This is a genomic window from Halomonas sp. OfavH-34-E (genome assembly GCF_024124525.1).
Lineage (GTDB): Bacteria > Pseudomonadota > Gammaproteobacteria > Pseudomonadales > Halomonadaceae > Halomonas > Halomonas litopenaei.
In genome coordinates this window covers 37163-60810 of the sequence record NZ_JAMXRY010000018.1, presented here as the reverse complement: position 1 = coordinate 60810, position 23648 = coordinate 37163, and the positions used below count along the sequence as shown (strand labels likewise).

The 23648-nt window shown below is 63.1% G+C and carries 20 protein-coding genes; 11 read left to right on the top strand and 9 right to left on the bottom strand.

The genetic code is table 11. The annotated features are described in order from the left end of the window. Positions 1-19 precede the first annotated feature (19 nt). Genes NH448_RS09910 through NH448_RS09900 form a run of 3 tightly spaced genes read right to left on the bottom strand, consistent with a single transcriptional unit; the run spans position 20 to position 3308 of the window. Positions 20-1195: a cation diffusion facilitator family transporter gene (locus NH448_RS09910; protein ID WP_108133790.1), complete on the bottom strand. Its 1176-nt coding sequence runs from the start codon at positions 1193-1195 to the stop codon at positions 20-22. Further along, entirely contained in the window at positions 1192-2361 is a 1170-nt protein-coding gene (locus NH448_RS09905) for a 1-acyl-sn-glycerol-3-phosphate acyltransferase (protein WP_253028716.1), read from the bottom strand. The genes NH448_RS09910 and NH448_RS09905 overlap by 4 nt, the downstream gene beginning before the upstream one ends. Further along, complete coding sequence (locus NH448_RS09900) at positions 2358-3308, bottom strand: recombination-associated protein RdgC (RefSeq protein WP_108133792.1); 951 nt, start codon at positions 3306-3308, stop codon at positions 2358-2360. The genes NH448_RS09905 and NH448_RS09900 overlap by 4 nt, the downstream gene beginning before the upstream one ends. Positions 3309-3517: 209 nt before the next feature. Here NH448_RS09900 and NH448_RS09895 point away from each other — a divergent pair, with 209 nt between their 5' ends. The 8 genes from NH448_RS09895 (at position 3518) to NH448_RS09860 (ending at position 14862) form a co-directional block, all read left to right on the top strand. Then, entirely contained in the window at positions 3518-3937 is a 420-nt protein-coding gene (locus NH448_RS09895; protein ID WP_253028715.1) for a thioesterase family protein, read from the top strand. A gap of 142 nt (positions 3938-4079) precedes the next feature. Continuing rightward, positions 4080-6833: a DNA gyrase subunit A gene (gene gyrA, locus NH448_RS09890; protein ID WP_253028714.1), complete on the top strand. Its 2754-nt coding sequence runs from the start codon at positions 4080-4082 to the stop codon at positions 6831-6833. Positions 6834-6936: 103 nt separating this feature from the next. Continuing rightward, a complete protein-coding gene (gene serC, locus NH448_RS09885; RefSeq protein ID WP_253028713.1) occupies positions 6937-8040 on the top strand; it encodes a 3-phosphoserine/phosphohydroxythreonine transaminase in 1104 nt (367 codons plus the stop codon). 102 nt (positions 8041-8142) lie between these two features. Next, positions 8143-9237: a prephenate dehydratase gene (pheA, locus tag NH448_RS09880; RefSeq protein WP_045994814.1), complete on the top strand. Its 1095-nt coding sequence runs from the start codon at positions 8143-8145 to the stop codon at positions 9235-9237. A 47-nt stretch (positions 9238-9284) separates the two neighbouring features. Beyond that, complete coding sequence (locus tag NH448_RS09875; RefSeq protein WP_253028728.1) at positions 9285-11588, top strand: bifunctional prephenate dehydrogenase/3-phosphoshikimate 1-carboxyvinyltransferase; 2304 nt, start codon at positions 9285-9287, stop codon at positions 11586-11588. Next, on the top strand, positions 11585-12286 hold the full coding sequence (gene cmk, locus NH448_RS09870; protein ID WP_253028712.1) for a (d)CMP kinase: 702 nt from the start codon (positions 11585-11587) through the stop codon (positions 12284-12286). The genes NH448_RS09875 and cmk overlap by 4 nt, the downstream gene beginning before the upstream one ends. A gap of 176 nt (positions 12287-12462) precedes the next feature. After that, on the top strand, positions 12463-14139 hold the full coding sequence (rpsA, locus tag NH448_RS09865) for a 30S ribosomal protein S1 (protein ID WP_253028711.1): 1677 nt from the start codon (positions 12463-12465) through the stop codon (positions 14137-14139). A gap of 342 nt (positions 14140-14481) precedes the next feature. Further along, positions 14482-14862, top strand: coding sequence for a histone-like nucleoid-structuring protein, MvaT/MvaU family (locus NH448_RS09860; protein ID WP_045994818.1), 381 nt, complete (start codon positions 14482-14484; stop codon positions 14860-14862). A 424-nt stretch (positions 14863-15286) separates the two neighbouring features. On the opposite strand, the gene NH448_RS09855 is transcribed toward NH448_RS09860, so the two are convergent. Then, the gene (locus NH448_RS09855; protein WP_045992373.1) at positions 15287-16093 is read right to left on the bottom strand and encodes a helix-turn-helix transcriptional regulator; all 807 of its coding nucleotides are present in this window, start codon (positions 16091-16093) and stop codon (positions 15287-15289) included. Between the two features lie 361 nt (positions 16094-16454). Here NH448_RS09855 and NH448_RS09850 point away from each other — a divergent pair, with 361 nt between their 5' ends. Beyond that, positions 16455-16751: a hypothetical protein gene (locus NH448_RS09850; RefSeq protein ID WP_253028710.1), complete on the top strand. Its 297-nt coding sequence runs from the start codon at positions 16455-16457 to the stop codon at positions 16749-16751. A gap of 291 nt (positions 16752-17042) precedes the next feature. On the opposite strand, the gene NH448_RS09845 is transcribed toward NH448_RS09850, so the two are convergent. From NH448_RS09845 to NH448_RS09830, 4 genes are all read right to left on the bottom strand, one after another. After that, the gene (locus NH448_RS09845) at positions 17043-17927 is read right to left on the bottom strand and encodes a DNA replication terminus site-binding protein (protein WP_045992370.1); all 885 of its coding nucleotides are present in this window, start codon (positions 17925-17927) and stop codon (positions 17043-17045) included. Between the two features lie 3 nt (positions 17928-17930). Next, positions 17931-18167: a DNA gyrase inhibitor YacG gene (gene yacG / locus NH448_RS09840; protein ID WP_045992369.1), complete on the bottom strand. Its 237-nt coding sequence runs from the start codon at positions 18165-18167 to the stop codon at positions 17931-17933. A 49-nt stretch (positions 18168-18216) separates the two neighbouring features. Then, on the bottom strand, positions 18217-18822 hold the full coding sequence (coaE, locus tag NH448_RS09835; RefSeq protein WP_045992368.1) for a dephospho-CoA kinase: 606 nt from the start codon (positions 18820-18822) through the stop codon (positions 18217-18219). A gap of 179 nt (positions 18823-19001) precedes the next feature. Beyond that, positions 19002-19859: an A24 family peptidase gene (locus NH448_RS09830; RefSeq protein ID WP_045992367.1), complete on the bottom strand. Its 858-nt coding sequence runs from the start codon at positions 19857-19859 to the stop codon at positions 19002-19004. A gap of 199 nt (positions 19860-20058) precedes the next feature. On the opposite strand from NH448_RS09830, the gene nagZ reads away from it, so the two are divergent. Both nagZ and NH448_RS09820 read left to right on the top strand, forming a co-directional pair. After that, complete coding sequence (nagZ, locus tag NH448_RS09825; RefSeq protein ID WP_222517239.1) at positions 20059-21072, top strand: beta-N-acetylhexosaminidase; 1014 nt, start codon at positions 20059-20061, stop codon at positions 21070-21072. Positions 21073-21094: 22 nt separating this feature from the next. Continuing rightward, entirely contained in the window at positions 21095-21673 is a 579-nt protein-coding gene (locus NH448_RS09820) for a hypoxanthine-guanine phosphoribosyltransferase (protein ID WP_045992365.1), read from the top strand. A gap of 184 nt (positions 21674-21857) precedes the next feature. Here NH448_RS09820 and NH448_RS09815 read toward each other — a convergent pair whose 3' ends face one another. Then, positions 21858-23594, bottom strand: coding sequence for an AMP-binding protein (locus tag NH448_RS09815; protein WP_253028709.1), 1737 nt, complete (start codon positions 23592-23594; stop codon positions 21858-21860). Positions 23595-23648 lie beyond the last annotated feature (54 nt).

Genomic DNA, 23648 nt, shown 5'->3' with positions numbered 1-23648 from the left:
GTTCCAAGCCGGGCGGAGGTCAGGCCTTGCCGGGCCCTTGCCACAGCTTCAGTTGGCCTACCCAGGGCAGGGTGTCGAGGTCTCGGCACAATTGATGAGCCAAGTCATCGAGATCCCCATGATGGATATCAGAGTCAACGTACAACGAAATGTCGATGCGGTCATCCAAATAGTGCAGATTCAGCGCCGTACGGTGTTGCCAGGCACGCTGATGCGACCAGCGTTCATCCAGCAGTTGCTCGATCTCCTCGCGCAGCGGCAAGCCCGGGCGCAGGCTGTGTTCGGTCTGTCCTTCGTCGTCCTCGGGGTCGATGTGGAAGGTGACATCCTTCAGGCGGGTGTGCGCTTCGCGTAGTTGTCGACTGACCGCATTACCGATCTCGTGGGCTTCGGACACCGTGACCCTGGGAGCGACCACGATATGCAGATCGAGCACGACGTCGCTTCCGAGCTGGCGGGTGCGCAGATCGTGCACGCTCTTGACGCCCGGGACCGACTCCGCCAGTCGGCGCATCGCACGCTGCTCTTCGACCGGCAGGGCGGTGTCGATCAGCTCCCGCGAAGACTGCCACATCAGCCGTCCGCCGACCCAACCCACCATCAGACCGACCACGATGGCGGCCACCGCGTCCATCCAGCCGACGCCGAACTGCCCCGCCACCAGGCCGACCAGCACCACCAGGGTGGACATGGCATCGGTACGCGAGTGCCAGGCGTTGGCCTCGAGCAGCGGTGAGTCGAAGCGGCGGGCGGCGCGCAAGGTGTAGTGGTAGATCGCCTCTTTGGCCAGCAGCGAGACTACGGCCACGGCGATGGCAACGAGGCCGGGTGCGGCGCTCGAAGACCGATCGAGCAGGCGCTCGACACTCGACCAGGCGATGGCACCAGCGACGAAGATCAGCACACTGCCGAGCCACAGTGTCGCCAGGGTCTCGATTCGGCCGTGGCCGTAGGGATGGTCGCGGTCGGGTTCCTGGCGGCCGTAGTGGGTGGCCGCCAGCACGAAGGCGTCGGTGACGATATCCGAAAAGGAGTGGATGCCGTCGGCAATCAGGGCGGCCGACCCGACGATCACACCGGTCACCAGTTTGAGCACGCCGACGACAAGGTCCACGCCGGCGCCGATCAGGGTGACGCCCTGGGCCGTCCAGGCAAAGGCGTGTCTGGAGCGCCCCGGCTGGCTTTTCTGGCTCACGACGAAGGCTCGCTCCGCGCGCAGTTGATGACAGGGTTGGCGTACTGGGCCAGCCACCAGGATCTGAGGTCTTCCGGGACTTCGGAAAGCCGTTGCGCGAACCGATCGCGGTCGGCCTCTGACACCTCGGACAGGTCTACCAGCTCAGGATGGCTGCCCAGGGCCTCCAGCGCCAGATGGTGGCTGGGAAAGAGGTGATAGCCGCTCAGCACCTGGCGGTCGATCTCGGCAGCGACCGCTTCCGGCGTATCGAAGCTGCGATCGATCGGCGTGCCGAAGCGCAGATGAACACGCCCCTTGTGGCCGGTGATGCCGGCGACGATGGAGCTGATGTCCTCGAACTCGCTCTTGTTGTAGCTGCCGTCTTCACTGACGGCTTTCAGCTCCCTGGCCTTCTGCACGTCGCAGGGATCGTACTCGTAGCTGATCGATACCGGTACCAGGCGCAGGGCTTCAATGCCTTCCCCGAGCGGCGCATGACGGTTGTCGGCACGGTGGGCCATGGTCATCATCTTGATGATCGCGGGGTCGGTACGATCGATGCCGTCCTTGGCCCGGCCTTCGCGCTGGGCCATCCAGATCGAGTGATTGTCGTCCTGAATGGAGTGGCGGATGTAGCTCGACAGCTTGTGGTAGGCCTGCAGCATGGCGCGCTTGCCGCGAGCACTGCGCGGCACGATGAAGCTCTTGTTGAGCCGCATCAGATCGGTGACGTAGGGCTTCTTGAGCAGGTTGTCACCGATGGCAATGCGCACGGTGTTGCGGCCGGCGAGGTACAGCGCATAGTTGACGAAGGCCGGATCCAGCGAGATATCGCGATGGTTGCCGATAAACAGGTAGGCGGTATCGGGGGCCAGACGATCGAGGCCGTCGACGCGAAAGTCGTCGGTGGAGGTCTTCAGCATGCGCTGCATGTAGGCCGCGATGCGTTGCTGAAACGCCGTCACGCTGGTGACGTCGCGGGTCTCGCGCTTGATCGCCCAGCTGGCCAGCGTGCGTGACAGGCGGGGCATCATGCGGGAAAGGCGCGGCAGCCGGTAGCGGGTCAGGGCGCTCAACAGCTCCGGGTCCTCTGCCAGGCGAGTCAGGGTCGTCGCCACCTCGTCGTCCTGATAGGGGCGAATATCGTGCCAGGGATCCTGCGGGGCATCGGATGTCGAAGTCATGGTGTCGTCGCAGTGAGGTCAGTAGCCGAAACAGAAGAACTCTGGGCTTCGCCGCCCAGCCAGTCGATCAGGCGGTCGACGCTTTCACCCAGGGTCTGGGCCATCAGAATGAAGTCGGTTTCCATGCGCAGCACGGCATCGTCGCCGTCATCTGCCTGGTTGGCTTCGTCGATCAGGGCGTCATCGAAGGCCAGTGACTTGACCGCCAGGTCGTCGTGGAGCACGAAACGCAGGCGCCCCTCCATGCCCAGCGCCAGCTTGCTGGCCTGTCGGCCGCTTTCGAGCAGTTGCTGAATGTCGTCGCCGTCCAGGTCCACCTGGCGCGCCTTGAGCACGCCATCGTCGCCCTTGGCCTTGAGTTCGACCTGGTCGCCGAGCAGCATGTCGGCGGGGCGCGAGGAGGCGTCGTTGAGCCAGGTGGTCATGGCGCGAATCGGCAGTGTCTGGGCCGAGAGCGGCGTTACCTTGAGGCTTCCCAGGGACTCGCGCAACAGATCCAGCAGCTCTTCGGCGCGCTTTCGGCTGGAGCTGTTGACGGCGATCAAGTTTCGCCGGGTATCCCACCAGAGGTCAGTCTTCTGGCTGCGTACGAAGGCCCTGGGCAACAGTTCCTCGTAGACCTGCTCCTTGATTGCCTGCTTTTCCTGGCGGCGTAGCTTGCGGCTTTCCTGGGTCTCGATGACCTCGACGCGCTCGTCGACTTCTTCGCGGACCACCGAAGCGGGCAGGATGCGCTCCTGGCGCAGGGCGGTCATCAGGCGCTGGCCCTGCAGCTCGTGGAGATAGCGATCGCTACCCCGTCCGGCAGGCGTCGTCCAGCCGATGCGGCGGGCTTCGGTGCCACCGAGCGGGCGGAAAGCCTGTTCGGCGAGGGCCGTCTCCAGCTGCTCGCTGTCCAGGGTGCTGGCGTCGTGCAGACGGTAGAGGTGCAAGTGCTTGAACCACATGGAGCAATTCTCGGGTCAAAAAGGAGGCACATTATGGCGAATGGTCCCTTCGGGTGCCAGTTGCCAGCCATCGCAATGGTCGATTGAACAGGGTTGCGGCCAAGCCTAGCAGGCTGCGTCGCCCGCGCCCGTCCCTCTTTGGTGACAGTGTTGCCACTTTGCCCGCTCGAGGTCAGAATCAAACAGTAGTTTAAATGAGGAGCAATGACATGGAAGACGCTATCAGCACCACTTCGCTGAAGGTTCGTGGCTACCACCTTGACGGTTATGGCCACGTCAATCACGCCCGTTACCTGGAGTTCATGGAGGAAGGGCGCTGGGACTATTTCGACAAGCATCCGGCGCTGATGTCTCGCTTGGGAAAGGGAGATGTCGCCTTCGTCGCGGTCAATCTCAATATCGACTATCGCCAGGCGGCGGTGGCCGGTGACGAGCTGGACATTTCCACCCGTCTGTCGGCCCTGGGCGGGCGCAGCGCCAGGATGCGCCACGAGATCCTGCGCCGCCGCGATGGTGCCCTGGTGGCTCGCGCCGAGCTGACCTTCGTGCTGCTGGACGTGGCCAGCAACAGTGCGGTGGCGATCGAGGGTGAGCTGCGTGATGCCCTGGCGCCGCTGGTGGTGTCATGACGGCAGCGGTCAAGGCGCCGCACACAACGACAGACGCTGCGCGGAAGGCCCCAAGGGTGGTATGCTAGGTCGCTGTATTTGTGCGCCTTGTCACGGCTGCGTGACGCGCCTACCTGTTGCTGTGCAAAGGACTTGACGACCCATGGGTGACATCGCCAGAGAGATTCTGCCAGTCAATATCGAGGACGAGCTGAAGCAGTCGTACCTCGATTACGCGATGAGCGTGATCATCGGCCGAGCGCTGCCGGACGTGCGCGATGGCCTGAAGCCGGTTCATCGGCGTGTGCTGTTTGCGATGCACGAGCTGGGTAACGACTGGAACAAGCCATACAAGAAGTCCGCCCGTGTGGTGGGTGACGTGATCGGTAAGTACCACCCCCACGGCGACAGTGCGGTGTACGACACCATCGTGCGTATGGCCCAGGACTTCTCGATGCGCCACGTGCTGGTCGATGGCCAGGGCAACTTCGGCTCCATCGACGGCGACAACGCCGCCGCCATGCGTTACACCGAGGTGCGCATGGCGCGCCTGGCCCACGAGCTGCTGGCCGATCTCGAGAAGGATACTGTCGACTGGGTCGACAACTACGACGGTACCGAGCGGATCCCCGACGTGCTGCCGACCAAGGTGCCGAACCTGCTGGTCAACGGCTCCTCGGGCATCGCCGTGGGCATGGCGACCAATATCCCGCCCCACAACATGAACGAGATCATCAACGCCTGCCTGGCGCTAGTCGACGACTACACCCTGAGCGTCGATGATCTGATGGAGCATGTGCCGGGGCCCGACTTCCCCACCGGCGGTATCATCAACGGCCGCGCGGGCATCCTCGAGGCCTATCGTACCGGCCGCGGGCGCATCTACATTCGCGCCAAGCACACCATCGAACACGACGACAAGTCCGGCCGTGACCACATCATCGTCACCGAGCTGCCTTACCAGGTGAACAAGGCGCGGCTGATCGAGAAGATCGCCGAGCTGGTCAAGGACAAGAAGATCGAGGGAATCGCCGAGTTGCGCGACGAGTCCGACAAGGACGGTCTGCGGGTGGTGATCGAGGTCAAGCGCGGCGAGAGTGGCGAGGTGGTGGTGAACAACCTGTTCGCCCAGACCCAGCTGCAGAATGTCTTCGGCATCAATATGGTGGCGCTGGAGGACGGCGAGCCGAAGACCATGAACCTCAAGCAGGTGCTCGAGGCCTTCATTCGCCACCGTCGCGAGGTGGTCACCCGGCGCACCCTGTTCGAACTGAAGAAGGCGCGTGAGCGCGGCCACATCCTCGAAGGCCTGGCGGTGGCGATCTCCAACATCGACGAGGTGATCGAGCTGATCAAGGCCTCGCCGAATGCTGCCGAAGCCAAGGAAAAGCTGTTGGCCAAGTCCTGGCAGCCCGGCCAGGTCACCGGCATGCTGGAGCGCGCCGGCGCCACCTCGTGCAAGCCCGAAGACCTGGAAGAAGGCTTTGGTCTGGACCAGGCCGGAGGCGAGTACCGTCTGTCGCCGGCCCAGGCCCAGGCCATCCTCGAGCTGCGCCTGCACCGCCTGACCGGCCTCGAGACCGAGAAGCTGCTCGACGAGTATCTGTCGATCCTCGAGAAGATCGCCGAGCTGATGGCCATCCTGGCCTCCGCCGATCGCCTGCTCGAGGTGATTCGCGAAGAGCTGATCGCGGTGCGCGATCAGTTCGCCGACGAGCGTCGTACCGACATTCAGGCAAGCCACCTGGACCTGTCCATCGAGGACCTGATCGCCGAGGAAGACATGGTGGTCACGGTGTCCCGTTCCGGTTACGCCAAGACCCAGCCGTTGTCGGACTATCAGGCCCAGCGTCGTGGTGGTCGTGGCAAGTCGGCCACCGCGATGAAGGACGAGGACGTCATCGAGCACCTGCTGGTGGCCTCGACCCACGACACCGTGCTGCTGTTCTCCAATCGCGGCAAGGTCTACTGGCTCAAGGTCTACGAGATGCCTGCGGCCAGTCGCGGGTCCCGCGGCAAGCCGCTGGTCAACCTGCTGCCGCTGGAAGAAGGCGAGTCGATCAACGCCATCATGCCGGTCAAGGACTATGATCCGGACTGCTACATCTTCTTTGCCACCGCCCGGGGCACGGTCAAGCGCACCAGCCTTGAGCAGTTCTCGCGTCCGCGCAGCGTTGGCCTGATCGCCATCGACCTGGAGGAGGGCGATCGCCTGGTGGGCGCCGCCATTACCTCCGGCAGCGACCACGCCATGCTGCTGTCGTCCAACGGCAAGGCGATCCGCTTCGAGGAGTCCCAGGTCCGTGCCATGGGCCGCACCGCGCGCGGTGTGCGTGGCATGCGACTGCTCGATGGCGCCGAGGTGATCAGCCTGATCATCCCGCAGAGTCTCGAGATCGATGCCGACGCCGAGGGCGGTGAGCATGGCGAGGCCGGTGATGTCGACGCCAGCGGTGACGACGGCCAGATCTATATCCTCACCGGCAGCGAAAACGGCTACGGCAAGCGTACCCGTCTCGAGGAGTTCCCGCTGCGTGGTCGTGGCGGCCAGGGCGTGATCGCGATGCAGACCAGCGCCCGCAATGGCGCCATGGTGGCGGCGATGCAGGTCTGTTCCAGCGATGAGATGATGCTGATCACCGATCGCGGCACCCTGGTGCGCACCCGGGTCGAGGAAGTCTCGATCAGTTCGCGCAACACCCAGGGCGTCACCCTGATCCGCCTCGGCGAGGCCGAGGCGCTGGTCAAGACCGTGCGTATCCAGGAGCTTGAAGGCGACGACGAGCTCGATGCCGAGGGCGAAGAAGGTAGTGAGGACGCCGTCGAGAACTCGGCAGATGACGCCGCCGAGGGTGGCAGCGCCGAACCGGGCGACGACAGCGCGGCCGACGACAGCAATACCGACAATAACGACTGATCCGGGGTGCCACGGTGTCCGCGATGGACGCCGTGGCCCACCTATATAGTGACTGGCGGGCGTCGCCGGACGCCTGCCCTTGACGATCAATCGCCAGGACACCATGACACGCCACTACAATTTCTGCGCGGGGCCCGCCGCGCTGCCTACCGCAGTACTCGAACGTGCCCAGCGCGAGATGCTGGACTATCAGGGCCGTGGGCTCTCGGTGATGGAGATGAGCCACCGCTCCAGCGAGTACGTGGCCATCGCCGAGCGCGCCGAGGCCGACCTGCGTGAACTGCTCGCAGTGCCCGACAACTATCGGGTGCTGTTCACCCAGGGTGGTGCCACCCAGCAGTTTGCCGCGGTGCCCATGAACCTGCTTGGCCACGGCGGCCGGGCCAACTTCATCGAAACCGGTATCTGGGGCAACAAGGCGATCAAGGAGGCGCGGCATCTATTCGGCAGCGCCCACATTGCCGCCTCCAGCGCCGAGAATGGCCATGTCGAAGCACCGCAGCAGGCTGATATCGCGCTGTCCGACGACGCCGCCTACCTCCACGTGACCCCCAACGAGACCATCGGTGGTCTGGCACTGGACTTTGTGCCCGTGGCGCGGCGCGGCGACGGGGTAGAGGTGCCGTTGGTGGCGGATCTTTCCTCGACCATCCTGTCTGAGCCGCTGGACGTCTCGCGCTTCGGTGTGATCTACGCTGGCGCCCAGAAGAACATCGGGCCGGCCGGGCTGGTGCTGGTGATCGTGCGTGATGATCTGCTCGACCAGGCGGTGAGCGAGATGCCGTCCTTGTTCAGCTATCGTCAGTTGGCCGAGGCAGGGTCGATGATCAACACGCCGGCTACCTATAGCTGGTACCTGGCGGGTCTGGTGTTCGACTGGCTCAAGCGCGACGTCGGGGGTCTCGAGGCGATGGCCGAGATCAATGATCGCAAGGCGGCCAAGCTCTACGAGGCCATCGACCGCAGCGACTTCTATTCCAACCCCATCGCGGTGCGTAATCGCTCGAAGATGAATGTGCCCTTCGTGCTGGCCGACAGCGCCCTGGATAACGCCTTCCTGGAAGAGGCGGAAGCAGCGGGGCTTTTGAATCTCAAGGGCCATCGCAGCGTCGGCGGTATGCGCGCAAGCCTCTATAACGCGGTGCCTGAGGCCGCGGTGGACGCCCTGGTGGCGTTCATGGGCGATTTCGAGAAGCGGCGCGGCTGAGGTTCGTGCGAGAGCTGGCGCACCCAGTAAAGAGGTGGCGGGGCCAGGTTTCGCCAGCCATGCGTCAACGCCCGGTCACGGGGCGTTACAAGGAGACAACCCATGAGTGATTCGCAAGAGCCGAACCTCTCGTCGCTGCGTCAGCGCATCGACCATATCGACACCGAGATCCTGCGCCTGATCAGCGAGCGTGCCGAGTGTGCGCGCCAGGTGGCGGAGACCAAGACCGCAAGCGACCCCCAGGCGGTGTTCTATCGCCCCGAGCGCGAGGCCCAGGTGCTGCGCCGGGTGATGGAGCTCAACCAGGGGCCGCTGGACAGCGAAGAAATGGCACGGCTGTTTCGCGAGATCATGTCGGCCTGCCTGGCGCTGGAACAGCCGATCAAGGTGGCCTATCTCGGCCCCGAGGGTACCTTTACCCAGCAGGCTGCGCTCAAGCACTTCGGCGACAGCGCCATCAGCCTGCCCATGGCGGCCATCGACGAGGTCTTCCGTGAGGTCGAGGCCGGCGCGGTGAACTACGGCGTGGTACCGGTGGAAAACTCCACCGAAGGCGTGATCAACCATACCCTGGATTCCTTCATCGATTCGGGGCTGCGCATCAGCGGTGAGGTGGTGCTGCGCATCCACCATCACCTGCTGGTGGCCGACACTACCCTCAAGGACAAGGTGTCGCGTATCTACTCGCACCCTCAGTCCTTCGCCCAGTGTCGCAAATGGCTCGATGCCCACTTCCCCCACGCCGAGCGGGTGCCGGTGTCGTCCAACGCCGAGGCGGCCAGGCTGGTCAAGAGCGAGTGGCACAGTGCGGCCATCGCCGGCGACATGGCGGCCAAGCTCTATGGCCTTAGCCACGTGGCCGAGAAGATCGAGGATCGCCCGGACAACTCCACGCGTTTCCTGATCATCGGCAACCAGGACGTGCCCATGTCCGGGGTCGACAAGACGTCGCTGGTGGTGGCGACCCGTAACCAGCCGGGTGCCTTGCACGACCTGCTCGAGCCGTTCCACCGCCACCAGATCGACCTGACGCGTCTGGAGACGCGTCCCTCGCGTACCGGTGCCTGGAACTATGTGTTCTTCATCGACTTCTGTGGCCACGTCGAGGAGCCGCGAGTGTCGGCGCTGCTCGAGGAGGTGCGCCTGCGAGTCTCCGAGGTCAAGGTGCTCGGCTCCTACCCCCAGGGGGTCCTGTAGTAATGCAGGAAGAAGGAATGCAGCAAGAAGGAATGCAGGACGTCGCAATGCAGGAAGTCGCAACGCGTGGCGCAGTACCCGCATCCTTGCCTCGGGCTTCACGCATCGTCATCGTTGGACTTGGCTTGATCGGAGGGTCGCTGGCCGCCGCCTTGCGCAAGGCGGGGGTGGGGCAGGGGGATGACAGTCTCATCCTGGCCTGTGACCCAGACCCGAAGGAGCTTGAGTGCGGACGTCGCATGGGGTTGATCGACGCGGGTTCGACACAACTCTCCGAGGTTATCGAGGGTGCTACCCTGGTGGTGCTGGCGGTACCGGTGCTGGCCATGGGCCAGGTCATGGGCGAGCTAGGCGCGTTGCGTGGCCGCGCTGCCGGCGATCTGGTGATCACCGACGTCGGCAGCACCAAGGCAGCGATCGAGGCGGCCGCCATCGAGGCCTTCGGTGAGCTTCCCGCGCGCTTTGTGCTGGGGCATCCTATCGCCGGGTCGGAAAAGAGCGGCGTGGCGGCGGCCAATCCGGAGCTGTACCAGGCCCACAAGGTGATCCTGACGCCGACCTGCGCCACCGACCCCGATGCGCTTGAGCGTGTGCGGGTCCTGTGGCAGTTGACCGGTGCCGAGGTGCTGGAGATGGACGTGGCTCGCCACGATCAGGTGCTGGCGCGCACCAGCCATCTGCCGCATCTGCTGGCTTTCTCGCTGGTGGATACCCTGGCGCGCCAGGATGAGCGCCTCGAGATCTTTCGCTACGCCGCCGGCGGCTTTCGCGACTTCACCCGCATCGCCGGTAGTGATCCGGTGATGTGGCGAGACATCTTTCAGGCCAACCGGGGCGCCGTGCTCGAAGCCCTGGATGACTTCGAGTCAGGTCTGGCCCGACTCAGGGACGCGGTGAACCGTGGTGATGGCGACGGTCTGCTGGCCACCTTCGACCGCGCCAGTCATGCGCGCCACTATTTCGATACTCTGTTGAATCAGACCAGCTATCAGGCGGAATATCAGATGCAAGAATCAGCCATGCTGCGCTACCGGGTGGCCCCGGGCGGAAGCGTCACCGGTCGCATCCGGGTCCCCGGCGACAAGTCGATTTCCCATCGCTCGATCATGCTTGGTGCGCTGTCCGAGGGCGTTACCGAGGTGTCCGGATTCCTCGAGGGCGAGGACAGCCTCGCCACGCTCCAGGCCTTCCGCGAGATGGGGGTGGCCATCGAGGGACCGCACCAGGGCCGCGTGACCATCCACGGGGTCGGCATGCACGGCCTGAAGAAGCCGGCAGGTCCGCTCTACGTCGGCAATGCCGGCACCGCCATGCGGCTGTTTGCCGGGCTGCTGGCGGGGCAGGCCTTCGACACTGAATTGACCGGTGATACCTCGCTGACACGTCGTCCCATGGGGCGGGTGGCCGATCCGCTGCGCCAGATGGGGGCGGTGATCGACACCGCCGAAGGCGGGCGTCCTCCGCTCAGGATCAAGGGCGGCCAGGCGCTGAAGGGCATCCACTATGACATGCCCATGGCCAGCGCCCAGGTGAAGTCCTGTCTGCTGCTGGCGGGGATGTTTGCCGAGGGCGAGACCCGAGTGCGTGAACCCGCACCGACCCGCGATCACACCGAGCGCATGCTCAATGGCTTTGGCTACGCCGTCGAGCGCGAGGGCGATACCTGCTGGCTGCAGGGCGGCGGGAAGCTGGCCGCTGGTCCGATCGATGTGCCGTCGGATATCTCCTCGGCGACCTTCTTCCTGGTGGCGGCGGCCATCACCCTGGGGTCGGATCTGGTGCTGGAACACGTCGGCATCAATCCGACCCGGATCGGGGTGATCAACATCCTGACCGCCATGGGGGCGGATCTGCGCCTCGAGAACGAGCGAGAGGTAGGGGGCGAGCCGGTCGCCGACCTGCATATCCGCTATCGGCCGCTAAAGGGCATCGACATTCCCGAGGACCAGGTGCCGCTGGCCATCGACGAGTTCCCGGCACTGTTCATTGCCGCGGCCAACGCCGAAGGCACCACGCGACTGCGCGGCGCCGAGGAGCTCCGGGTCAAGGAGTCCGACCGCCTGCAGTCCATGGCCGACGGCATGAGCGTGCTGGGTATCGACAACACCCTTTATGACGATGGCATCGACATCGTCGGCAAGGGCGGCGATGGCGCCAACTATGGCGGCGGGCGCGTGGACAGTCATGAGGACCATCGCATCGCCATGGCCTTCACCATCGCGGCCCTGCGCGCATCAAGCCCGATCGAGGTCAACGACTGCGCCAACGTGGCCACGTCCTTCCCCGGCTTTGTGGAGCTGGCACGAGGTGTCGGCCTTGAACTCGAAGAGGTACGCGAGGAGCAGGCATGAGCGATCATGACGACCATTCGGCCCCGGTGCTGACCATCGATGGCCCCGGCGGCGCCGGCAAGGGCACCATCAGCCGGCTGATTGCCGAGCGACTGGGCTGGCATCTGCTGGATAGCGGCAGCCTCTACCGACTGACCGCGCTGTCGGCTATCGGCAAGGGCATCGCGCTGGACGATGAGCCGGCGCTGGCGGCACTGGCCTCGGCCCTCGATGTGGTCTTTCGCGCCGAGAATGGCGAGGCGGTGGTCGAGCTCGAAGGGCGTGACGTGACTCGCGAGATTCGCACCGAGCAGGTGGGAAACAGCGCCTCTCTGGTGGCGGCGTTGCCGGCGGTGCGCCAGGCGCTGCTCGAGCGTCAGCGGGACTTCCGCCAGGCGCCCGGCCTGGTCGCCGATGGCCGTGACATGGGCACCGTGGTGTTCGTCGATGCGCCCCTGAAGATATTTCTGACCGCCAGCGCCGAGGAAAGGGCGCGCCGGCGTCACCTGCAGTTGCGGGAGGCCGGGGTGGATGCTAGTCTATCGAGTCTTTTGAAGGAGATTCAGGCGCGCGACGACCGCGATACGCAGCGTAGCGTGGCGCCGTTGGTGCCGGCCGATGATGCCATCGAGCTCGACACGACCCGCCTGAGCATACCGGAAGTGGTTGATCGGCTGTCCGAACTGTTGTCCCGAAAGGGGCTCCTGTCCGGCACCTGAACTCCCTTGCGGCGTCCCCGGCCAGATGTCACGACGTGCCCGAGTACAGGAAACGGAAAACTCGGTCAGGTCCAACCAGTGCCAACATCCCCGGGGGTTTTTGAATATGGCCCGCACTTGCTGGTGGTGCGGAGAAGCGGCCCTGCCGCACTCAACGTTGATCACGTAGGAACATCATGAGCGAAAGCTTTGCTGAACTGTTTGAACAGTCTCTCCAGGACATCAACATGGAGCCGGGCGCGATCGTCGCGGCTACTGTCGTCGACATCGAAGGTGACTGGGTCACCGTCAATGCCGGCCTGAAGTCCGAAGGTCAGATCCCTGCCGCGCAATTCCGCGACGACAGCGGCGAACTGACCATTGCCGTCGGTGACGAGGTCCACGTGGCCCTCGAAGCTGTGGAAGACGGCTTCGGCGAAACCCGCCTGTCCCGCGAGAAGGCCAAGCGTGCCGAAGCGTGGAAGGTGCTGGAAGCTGCCTTCGAGAAGGAAGAGATCGTCAAGGGCGTGATCAACGGCAAGGTCAAGGGCGGCTTCACTGTCGACGTCGACTCCATCCGTGCCTTCCTGCCCGGCTCTCTGGTCGACGTTCGTCCGGTGCGCGACACCACGCACCTGGAGAACAAAGAGCTCGACTTCAAGGTCATCAAGCTCGATCCGAAGCGCAACAACGTTGTCGTTTCCCGTCGTGCCGTTCTCGAAGCCGAGAACAGCGCCGAGCGTGAAGCGCTGCTCGCCACCCTGCAGGAAGGCCAGCAGATCATCGGTATCGTCAAGAACCTGACCGACTACGGTGCCTTCGTTGATCTGGGCGGCGTTGACGGCCTGCTCCACATCACCGATATGGCCTGGAAGCGCATCAAGCATCCGAGCGAGATCGTGGCTGTCGGCGACGAGATCACCGTCAAGGTGCTGAAGTTCGACCGCGAGCGCAACCGCGTCTCCCTGGGTCTGAAGCAGCTGGGCGAAGATCCGTGGGTCAACATCAAGGATCGTTACCCGGAAGGCACCAAGGTGCACGCCCGTGTCACCAACCTCACCGACTACGGCTGCTTCGCCGAGCTGGAAGAGGGTGTCGAGGGTCTGGTTCACGTCTCCGAAATGGACTGGACCAACAAGAACATCCATCCGTCCAAGGTGGTTCAGGTCGGTGACGATGTTGACGTCATGGTGCTGGATATCGACGAAGAGCGTCGTCGTATCTCCCTGGGTATCAAGCAGTGCACCGCCAACCCGTGGGAAACCTTCAACGCCCAGTTCAACAAGGGCGACCGCGTTGCCGGTACCATCAAGTCCATCACCGACTTCGGTATCTTCATCGGTCTGGACGGCGGCATCGACGGCCTGGTTCACCTGTCCGACATCTCCTGGACCGAGACTGGCGAAGAAGCCGTGCGTTCCTTCAAGAAGGGCGATGAGGCCGAAGCCGTCATCCTGTCCATCGATCCGGAGCGTGAGCGCATCTCCCTGGGTATCAAGCAGCTCGATACCGACCCGGTTGCCGAGTTCCTGGCTGTCAACGACAAGGGCACCATCGTTACCGGTCGTGTCGTCGAGGTTGACGCCAAGGAAGCTCACGTCGAGCTGGCGACTGACGTCGTTGCCGTGCTCAAGGCGTCCGAGATCAGCGCTGACCGTGTCGAAGACGCGCGCAACGTGCTGAACGAAGGCGACAGCGTCGAGGCCCGTATCGTCGGTGTCGATCGCAAGAACCGTCAGATCGCCCTGTCCGTCAAGGCCAAGGACCAGGACGACACCCGTCGCAACATGAGCAAGCTGCGCGACCAGGAAGTCGAGACCGGTGGCCCGACCACCATCGGCGACCTGATCAAGCAGCAGATGGGTCAGGACTAAGCCGGACCCCGACACTGTTCGGGACTGGTAATGGTCAAGAGCGCTTCCTTCGGGGAGCGCTCTTTTTTTATATGTAAGAAATTGTAGAGGGCTGGAATGTCCCTCGTGGCGGCGCTGCCTCAGTATTATTGGTGAGTTGGGCGAGTTTTTACCGCATATGCTTGAGGGGACGTGTTTTAGGGTTGATGCCCTTGTTGTAAGCATCTACCGTTTGTTTGACAGGATTTTGACTTTGCTTTTGGCCAATAACGTTTGAATAACGTCGTTTGGCTGGTTGTCATATACTCATGCAGGAGTGATAATGCCCCTGCATCCGAAAGCAACTACTATAGGCGTACCTTAATGTCTTCACTTTTGAATGACTATATGCAGATGGAGCAGCAGCTCCAGCAACTGCAGGAAAGACTTGGTCAGCTCCAGAACGATGACCGTCTCAAGTCCGAACTCGAGTTCAAGGGAAAGCTCGAAGAGCTGATGAAAGAGTTCGACAAGAGCGCATCTGACGTCATCGCCATCCTGGATCCGAAGTCCGCTGCTTCCCCGGCAAAGGCCGCTGCCCCGGCCGCTGGCGGTCGTCGCAAGCGCAAGCTCAAGATCTACAAGAACCCGAATACCGGCGAAGTCGTCGAAACTCGTGGTGGCAATCAGAAGACGTTGAAGGCCTGGAAGGAAGAGCACGGTAATGACACCGTCGAGTCCTGGCTGGTGCGTGTAGAAGACTGATGATTGTTTGAGCCGCAGATGAGCCAGTGCCTTGGACGTTGCATCGGTCCGGCACTGTTTCGATCTTCAGGCTTGCGGTGCCAGAAGCCGTCTTGAACCATCGACATGACAGTGACGTCGTCGTATTGTTCGGGACGGTTTCTTTTTGCACGGTATTCCTTGATCGGCTGCGTCTCGTTGGAGGCGAAGCCCGAAGCCCGAAGCTTCGACTGCCCCTTGCGATGTTTCTGGTTTCCGGGGAGGGGACGAAGCGTGGCCTCCCACTGCACCGGTGTGATGCAGGAACAGTGTGATCCAGGCGAAGCGGGGCTGTGGCCTTGTCGTTGCCGGTACTTTGCTTGAATTCTGGTATGATGGAACGCAAAAGGTGGCCACCGAAGTGGCCACCAGAAGGGAGGCTTGCGGGCTCGGAGAGGCTAAGCGATCAGTCCTCTTCGAGTAGCGGCAGTCGCAGTTCCAGCCCATACTTGCCTTTGACCAGCTGAGGCGCTTCGCCGCTCAGGTAGACGCCGTGTTCAGACAGGCCGCGACAGGCCATGAACAGCATGGCGCTGGTCAGGTGTGAGCTGTCCTCGAGGGTGATGCAGGCGTGTCGCTGGGCCGGCAGCATGACCAGGCGGAACGGCAGTGGCAGCGCCAGGCGGTGTGCGTGTTCTTCGTCGACGTGGACACCCAGGTCGATACGGGGCGCCTCGCTGGCCAGCGGGTGATCGTGAAGAATAGCGATCGGTGCCGCGTTGGTGAGGCGTGCCGGAAGATCGTAGGCGCCTTCGGCATTACGCTGCCAGTTGTCCAGGTTCTCGATGATTTCGGGCGGCTGATAGAGGCGGGTGACCGCGGCACGCCGCAGCGGCAGGTCGGCCATCTTCACCGAGAAGTGGGGCAGATTGTGGCGCTGGCGATAGAGTTCCAGACGCTGGTTCTGACGGTACTCCCGGGGAGCGACACGGTAGCGGCGCTGGAAGGCGCGGGTGAACGCCGAGTGATTGCGATAGCCGCAGCGCTTGGCGATATCATGCACGCCGTGGGGCGTATGGATCAGCAGCCTGGCGGCCTTCTCGAGCCGCAGCATGTCGCGGTAGGCACTTGGCGAAATGCCGAACGACTGGCGGAAGCGCCGACGCACCTGGGATGAGGAGTACCCCATACGCGTGGCAAGATCTTCGATACTAAGCTGACTGTCCAGGGTTTCCTGGAGCCAGATTTCGGCGCGCATCATCTCGTTGAACATGGTCTTGCCTCCCTGAACCATCGGCGCGGACCCGACCCTCCCTGGGTCCTCGGAGAGCGAATCCGAGCGTCCGTATCGCTGGTCGTTGTAGTCGGAACATCCGCCTGTCCCGAGGTATGATGGTGTAGGTTTGTAGCGTTAGGATACATCCTGTTACGTAGTTATGCAGTCTAGCGCGCCTGTCTGGCAAGTGCAATGTGCCGTTTTGATCGTTTGTGCACAAAACGTCAGTGATGGATTGCATATCTAACATGCTGTTGTGAAAGTAAAAAAGGCGTTATTTTCGAGCCTTTCTTGATAAGGTGGTGCCGCAGGATACTGAACCTGTCGCACCTCCATCGACGTTAACGACTGGTAACAAATGAAATCTCAGAGTTCCCAAAAGCCTATGGACGAACGCGAGAAGCTTCGCCGCTTTCGTGAATTGGATGACGCCTTCGCGGAAGCGCTGCGCAGCCTGGACAACCCGAACAAGGCCGCCGAGATCCCCACCGGCCCTCCGGTCCGCTCCATCGACAGCCTGGAAGAAGAAGAGCAGCGTCGTAAGGAAGAGGACTTCGAGCGGCGGCTGCAGGGCTTGATCCAGGAATATGCCCAGACCCCTGAATCGGTGCGGGAATTGGTCGCCACGCTGCAATCGATGGGGCGCATCGCCTGACCGCATGACCTCTGCCTTTGTCAGGGGTCATCGAGATGGAGCTTGCCGGACTTCAACCTGTGCGATTTTGACAGGGATTTTCCGACGGCTCTGTGGGTAAAGGCCGTGGCGTCTTTGCGCAAATACTGCAAAATGATGTCAGCAATTGCTGATGTCAGCGCTTGCCGACAGGCGCGCGCTGCTTATGGCGGTTGCCGGAACGCAGGCGCCTGAGGCGGGGTGCAGGTGCTTTGGCAGGTCAGGGGCAAGCCTCGTTGAGCGGGCGCGCTGGCGTGCGCCGCACCGGGCCCTTCAGCGGTAGCGAAAGACTCTCAAGCTTGGCAGGAAGGGGGTGTCCTCGAGGCGTTCGTCGCTTCTCCGGGCGCGTTGGCGTTCGGCTGGCGGTTGTGCCGGCGGAAGGTTGTGATGGGGGAGTTGCGCCTGGGGCACAAGCAGGGGTAGAGCCGCATTCATGGCACGCCTGAGGCGACCGTCCGGCAGAGGGTCCCGGTAAAAGAGGTTGGCTCGCATCAGCGGTGCCTGTCGTTGCACCTGGGCCAGGGGCTCGCTGGAAGGAATGCCGGCGAGGCGCTCGAGTTGAATGCGAATGTGCGGTGACTCGGTGTCGAAGGCCATCAGCTTGCGCTCGACTTCGGCCACGCTCAAGCGGGTGATGGAGCGTCCGCTGGCGTACCAGGCCAGACGAACCCGCTCCACCGGCGCCTCGGCGATGGGCAGGGCGCGCCAGGTCTGTTTCAGATGGAGGCGGGCGAGGCCAGCGCCCCCCAGGTGATCATTGAGTTCCGGGTGGCGTATCGGCAGCCTGGCCTTGATCTCGGGTATCAGTTGGGGCGATTGCTGGCGAATGACACTCAGCCGTTCAGAAAACTCCGCCTTGGCCTGGTTCAGCGCCAGAGCCGCCTCGCAGGTGACAGGGTCTGCGGCCACCAGACCGATATAGCTGCGTGTGACACGGCCGTCCTGGCCGTCGACATACCACAGATCCAGTAACGCCTGGCGCAGCCAGTCCGCATCGGCTGTCTCGCGATCGAAGGACCAGGCAGGAAGGCGTGATGCCTGCCAGCGGTCGACGACCTCTCTGGCGCACGCGATGATCCGATCGAACCCTGCGTCGAGCTCTGCCAATAGCTGGTAGGCGGGCCGTGACGGGGCGCTGGCAGTGCCTGGCCGGTCCATCGTTCAGTCCTGGTTGTGCAGGTCGCGTTCGGCTCTGGCGACCCACTCATCGATGCTGGTTTCGTCCATGGCGGGTTCGCCGGCAATGCGATGACTGCCATCGGCCCAGGCCCCCAGGTCAATAAGACGACAGCGCTTGCTGCAGAAGGGGCGATAGCTGTTCTCGGGCGTCCAGAGTACTTCCTTGCGACATTGTGGGCAGGCAACCTTCAAGGTGCCCTGACGAGTGCTGTGTGACATGTGGGGCTCCTGATGCAAGACGTAAACGTCGATAGCGGAAGAGGCAGGCTCAGGCCTTGGCGGCGAGCCTGCGATAGGTGGCATCCAGTGCCTTGACGGCCTCGGAGAGCGCCGCTAGATCACCGTCATTGGTGATGACATCGTCGGCCAGTGACACCCGCTCGTCACGACCCATCTGCGAGGCCACGATAGCCTTGGCCTGGGCCAGGTCGACATCGTCACGCTGGGTAGTGCGTTCGATCTGCAGCGCTTCTGGTACGTCCACCACCAGGGTGCGCTGGACCATGTCCACCTGCCCGGATTCAAACAGCAACGGGGAAACCAGCAGCACATAGGGGGCGTCTTGCTGCCGCAGCAGTGACAGTCTCGTGACCAACCGTTCGCGCACGCGTGGATGGGTGGTCGCTTCAAGCCAGCGGCGTTCCTTTTCGTCGGCGAAGACGAGGGCGCGCAGGGCTGCACGGTCGAGGCGACCTTCCCTGGTCAGTATGGCATCTCCATATCGGTCGACGATGGCCTTGAGGGCCGGCTCGCCCGGGGCGACCACCTCGCGCGCGATATCGTCGGCATCGACCCAGCGAGCGCCGTGATCGCCAAACAGACGGGCCACCGTCGATTTGCCTGAGGCGATGCCACCAGTCAGTCCAATTATCATGCCACCCGTACTCCCTTCGTGTGTTCAGCGTAGTGCTTGTGTGGTGCAGTAGCCTGGGCCTTGAGTGCAACGTCGGCAAGCGACGATCAAAGGTTGCAGCGCTGAGAGAACGCAGTTTACGAGGTGCAACCCTGCATTTCGAGACGCCATTCACCCCGTCTCACCGAGCGCAGCCGTCTTCATGTCAGTCCCGACAGCGCCTGATATCCGGTGAGCAGTTCATTGCCGGCGAGCAGGCCGAGACCGCCGGCCAATACCAGCGAAGGACCGAACGGCAAGGGCTGGCCCCTCAGGTGTCGGGACCTCCACTGTATCAGCAGACCCGAAATTGCACCTAGCAAGGCGGCGATCAATATCACCAGTGGCAACAGTTGCCAGCCGAGCCAGGCGCCGAGTGCGGCAATCAGCTTGACGTCACCAAGCCCCATGCCGTCGCGTCCGGTGAGGACGTGAAAGGCCTTGCCGATGGCCCACAGCACGGCGTAGCCGGCGGTGGCCCCGATCACCGCATCATCCAGACTGGCGGGGCTGAACAGCAGTTGGTAAAGCAGGCCACACCATAACAGGGGCAGGGTAAGGGCGTCGGGAAGTAGTTGGGTGCGCAGATCGATCACCGCGAGGGCCAGCAGCGTCAGGCTGGCGCCGTAAAGCCACAGGGCATGCCAGGTGGGTCCGTGGAGGATGCAGAAGCAGACCGCGAGCAGGGCGCTGGCCAGTTCCACCAGCGGATACTGGATGCTGATGCGTCCCTGGCAGTTGGCGCAGCGTCCGCGACGCTTGAGCCATCCCAGCAACGGCAGGTTGTCGTGCCAGGCGATAGGGGTGAGACAGCGCGGACAGCGAGAGCGTGGGTGGGCCAGTGACAGTGGCTCCTCGGTATCGTCTGACAATTCGAGAGCCGCGCGGGCCTCGGTGCGCCACTGTTGCATCAACATGACCGGAAGGCGAGTGATGACGACGTTGAGAAAGCTGCCGAGGCATAACCCCAGCAGAGCAACAAGAGCAAGAGAAGCGAAAGTGACATCCGAAAAAAGCAAAAGGAGCTCCGTGGTTCGGGGGCGGTCAAAGGAGGCTATTCTACCGTTGGCAAGAGGCGATTGTCTGGTGATACGGCAAGGCAGCGGGTGATGTCAGGGGCCCGGACGTCCCTTGCCGGGCTTCCTGCGTCGCCCTTGGGGTGTCACCTGCTCAGCCATTAGTCTAAAATTGTTCCCTTTTTCCGATCAGGTAAGCGACATGACCCAGACGTTCGGACCCGTGATGCTGGATCTCGATGGCCATGAGCTATCGGCAGAGGAGCGATCGCTGCTCGAGCATCCCGCCACCGGTGGTGTCATCCTGTTTGGACGCAACACTCGAGATGCGCACCAGGTGCGCGAACTGTGCCGGTCGATTCGAGAGGTGCGTCCTGATCTTCTGCTGGGCATCGACCAGGAAGGAGGGCGTGTCCAGCGCCTGAAAGACGGAGTCACCCGGCTGCCGCCGATGTCTCGCCTGGGGCAGGAGTACCTGGACTCACCCGAGACGGCCGTACGGCTGTGCCAGGACGCCGGCTGGCTACTGGGTATGGAAATGGCCGCCTGTGGCCTCGATCTGAGCTTCGCGCCGGTGCTGGATGTCGACGTCGGGCTGTCATCGGTGATCGGTGATCGCAGCTTTGCCGGTGACCCCGAGACCGTGGCGCTGCTGGCGGGTGCCTTCGTCGAGGGACTGCACGACGCAGGGATGGCGGCGATCGGCAAGCACTTTCCGGGGCATGGCGGGGTGAAGGCCGATACCCACCATGAAGTCGCGCGTGACGAACGTAGCCTCGACGAACTCCGACAGCACGACCTGGTGCCGTTTCAGTCTCTGGCACCCAAGCTCGATGGCATGATGCCGGCTCATGTGGTGTATCCCGCCTTTGACCCAAGGCCTGCAGGATTCTCGCGCCCCTGGCTTGGCATGCTGCGTGAGAGCCTGGGTTTCAAGGGCCTGATCTTTTCCGATGACCTGACCATGGCCGGCGCTCAGGTCGCCGGTGGGCCGGTGGAGCGCGCCCAGGCGGCCCTCGACGCCGGCTGTGACATGGTGCTGGTGTGCAATGACCGAGCCGCTGCCAAGGCGGTGCTCGATGCCTGTGCCGAGCGGACCGTTCGCCGGGCTTCACGCTTGCGCTATGGCCGCGCTCGTCCTGACCTGGACGCCTTGCCGGCCCTGTCTCGCTGGCGCCGGGTACACGCTCGCCTCGAGGCGATGACTTCTGATTGATGTTTGAAACGAGTTGACTGTTATGCCGAAACTGGACCCTGCCCATAGCGCTTCACGTGACGATATGCGTGAGGTGATGGACACCGCGGATTGCCTGATCAGCCATGATGAAGTCGAGCGTGCGCTCGATCGCATGGCCGAGGAGATTACCCGGGATCTCGGCGATGAACTGCCGGTGTTCTACTGCGTAATGAACGGTGGCTTGATCACTACCGGTCACCTGTTGCCGCGTCTGGGCTTTCCGCTGGAGGTGGACTACCTGCACGCCACTCGCTATCGCGGCAAGACCCGAGGGGGCGAGCTGTTCTGGCGTGTCTCGCCGGAGATTCCCATGGCCGGACGTCATGTGGTGATCGTCGACGATATCCTCGATGAAGGTGCCACCCTGGCGGCCATCCTCGACTATTGCCGCGAGGCCGGTGCCAAGAGCATCTCCACCGCGGTACTGGTGGACAAGAATCACGACCGCAAGGCAGTGCCTGGCCTCAAGGCCGATTACTGCAGCCTGGAGGTCGCCGACCGCTATGTCTTTGGTTTCGGGATGGACATTAAAGGCTATTGGCGCAACGCACCGGGGATCTTTGCTCCCAAGGGGATGTAAAAAGGTTAGGGCAAGACCGACCGCCAGTGTCCGGCGTCAGCAATACAAGAAGCGCCCCGGGGATACCCTCCGGGGCGCTTCTGTTTTTGGGGTACCAGGTAAGCCAGGAGCTTGGCTTTCAAGTTCTTGGCTTTCAGGACCTTGGCTTTCAGGACCTTGGCTTTCAGGTCCTGCTATTCAGGACTCAGGCTAGTCCAAGTTCGTGGGTGGCTTCCTCGCGCATCTTGAACTTCTGCACCTTGCCGGTGACGGTCATCGGGAACTCGTCGACGAACTTGACGTAGCGCGGCACCTTGTAGTGCGCGATCTTGCCCTTGCAGAAGGCCTTGAGTGCTTCCTCGTCGAGCTGTTCGCCTTCGCTGAGCTTGACCCAGGCCATGACCTCCTCACCGTACTTCTGGTCGGGTACACCGATGACCTGAACGTCGGAGATGGCGGGATGGGTGTAGAGGAAGTCCTCGATCTCGCGGGGGTAGATGTTCTCGCCACCGCGAATGATCATGTCCTTGATACGCCCGACGATGGCCACATAGCCTTCATCGTCCATGGTCGCCAGATCGCCGGTATGCATCCAGCCGGCGTTGTCGATGGCCTTGGCGGTGGCTTCCTCGTTGTTCCAGTAGCCGAGCATCACGCTGTAGCCACGGGTGCACAGCTCGCCGGTCTCGCCCTTCGGGACTACCGCGCCGCTTTCCGGATGCACCAGCTTGACCTCCAGATGCGGGTGGATGGTGCCCACCGTGGTGACGCGCTTGTCCAGCGGGGCATCGGTGGTGGTCTGGAAGCTGACCGGGCTGGTTTCGGTCATGCCGTAGCAGATGGTCACGTCCTGCATGTTCATCTGGTCGATGACCCGTCGCATCACCTCGATCGGGCAGATGGAGCCTGCCATGATCCCGGTGCGCAGCGACGACAGATCGTAGCGTTCGAAGTCCGGGTGTTCGAGCTCTGCGATGAACATGGTGGGGACACCGTACAGCGTGGTGGCCTTTTCTTCCGCCACCGCCGCCAGGGTGGTCTCGGGGTCGAAGCCGTCGGCGGGGTAGATCATGGTGGCGCCGTGGGTCACGCAGCCCAGGTTGCCCATCACCATGCCGAAGCAATGGTAAAGCGGTACCGGAATCACCATGCGGTCCTGATCGGTCAGGTTCATCGCCCTGGCCACGAACATGCCGTTGTTGAGGATGTTGTGGTGGGACAGGGTGGCGCCCTTGGGCGCACCGGTGGTGCCGGAGGTGTACTGGATGTTGATCGGTTCGTCGAACTGCAGGCCTGACTGCACCTCGGCCAATTCCTCGGCGCTGACTTCGTCGCTGCGCTCGAAGATGCGCTCCCAGGCCAGCATGCCTGGCAGGGTCCTGGCCGAGTCGAGGCAGATGACACGCTTGAGCTCGGGCAGTCCGGCCAGTTTGAGCGGGCCAGCCCCCTGGACGTCGTTGAGCTCCGGGGCAAGCTCGGCCAGGGTGGCCACGTAGTCCGAGGTCTTGAAACTGCCCTGGAGGATCAGCGTCGAGGTGCCCGACTGCTTGAGCGCGTAGTCGAGCTCATGGGTGCGGTAACTCGGATTGATGTTGACCAGGATGGCGCCGATCTTGGCGGTGGCGAACTGGGTGATCGTCCATTCAGCGCAGTTGGGTGACCAGATGCCCACCCGGTCGCCTTTCTTGACGCCCATGGCCAGCAGCGCGCGGGCCGCCTGGTTCACCTCGTCCTGGAGCTCGCGCCAGCGATAGCGTAGCCCCTGGTGGCGGCTGATCAAGGCGTCCTGGTCGGGGAAGCGGGATACCGTTTCGTCGAAGCAGTCACCGATGGTCTGGCCCTTCAGGGGCAGGTCACTGATGCCGCTGACGTAGCTCACGCTCGAGGGTGAGGGCGCGGTCGAGGGAGCGAGATCGGGAGAGGAAGCAGACTGGCGTGTCATCGTGGCTCTCGTCTTGTCGTCTGGTGATTGCCGTGGGGCAGGGTATTGTCATTG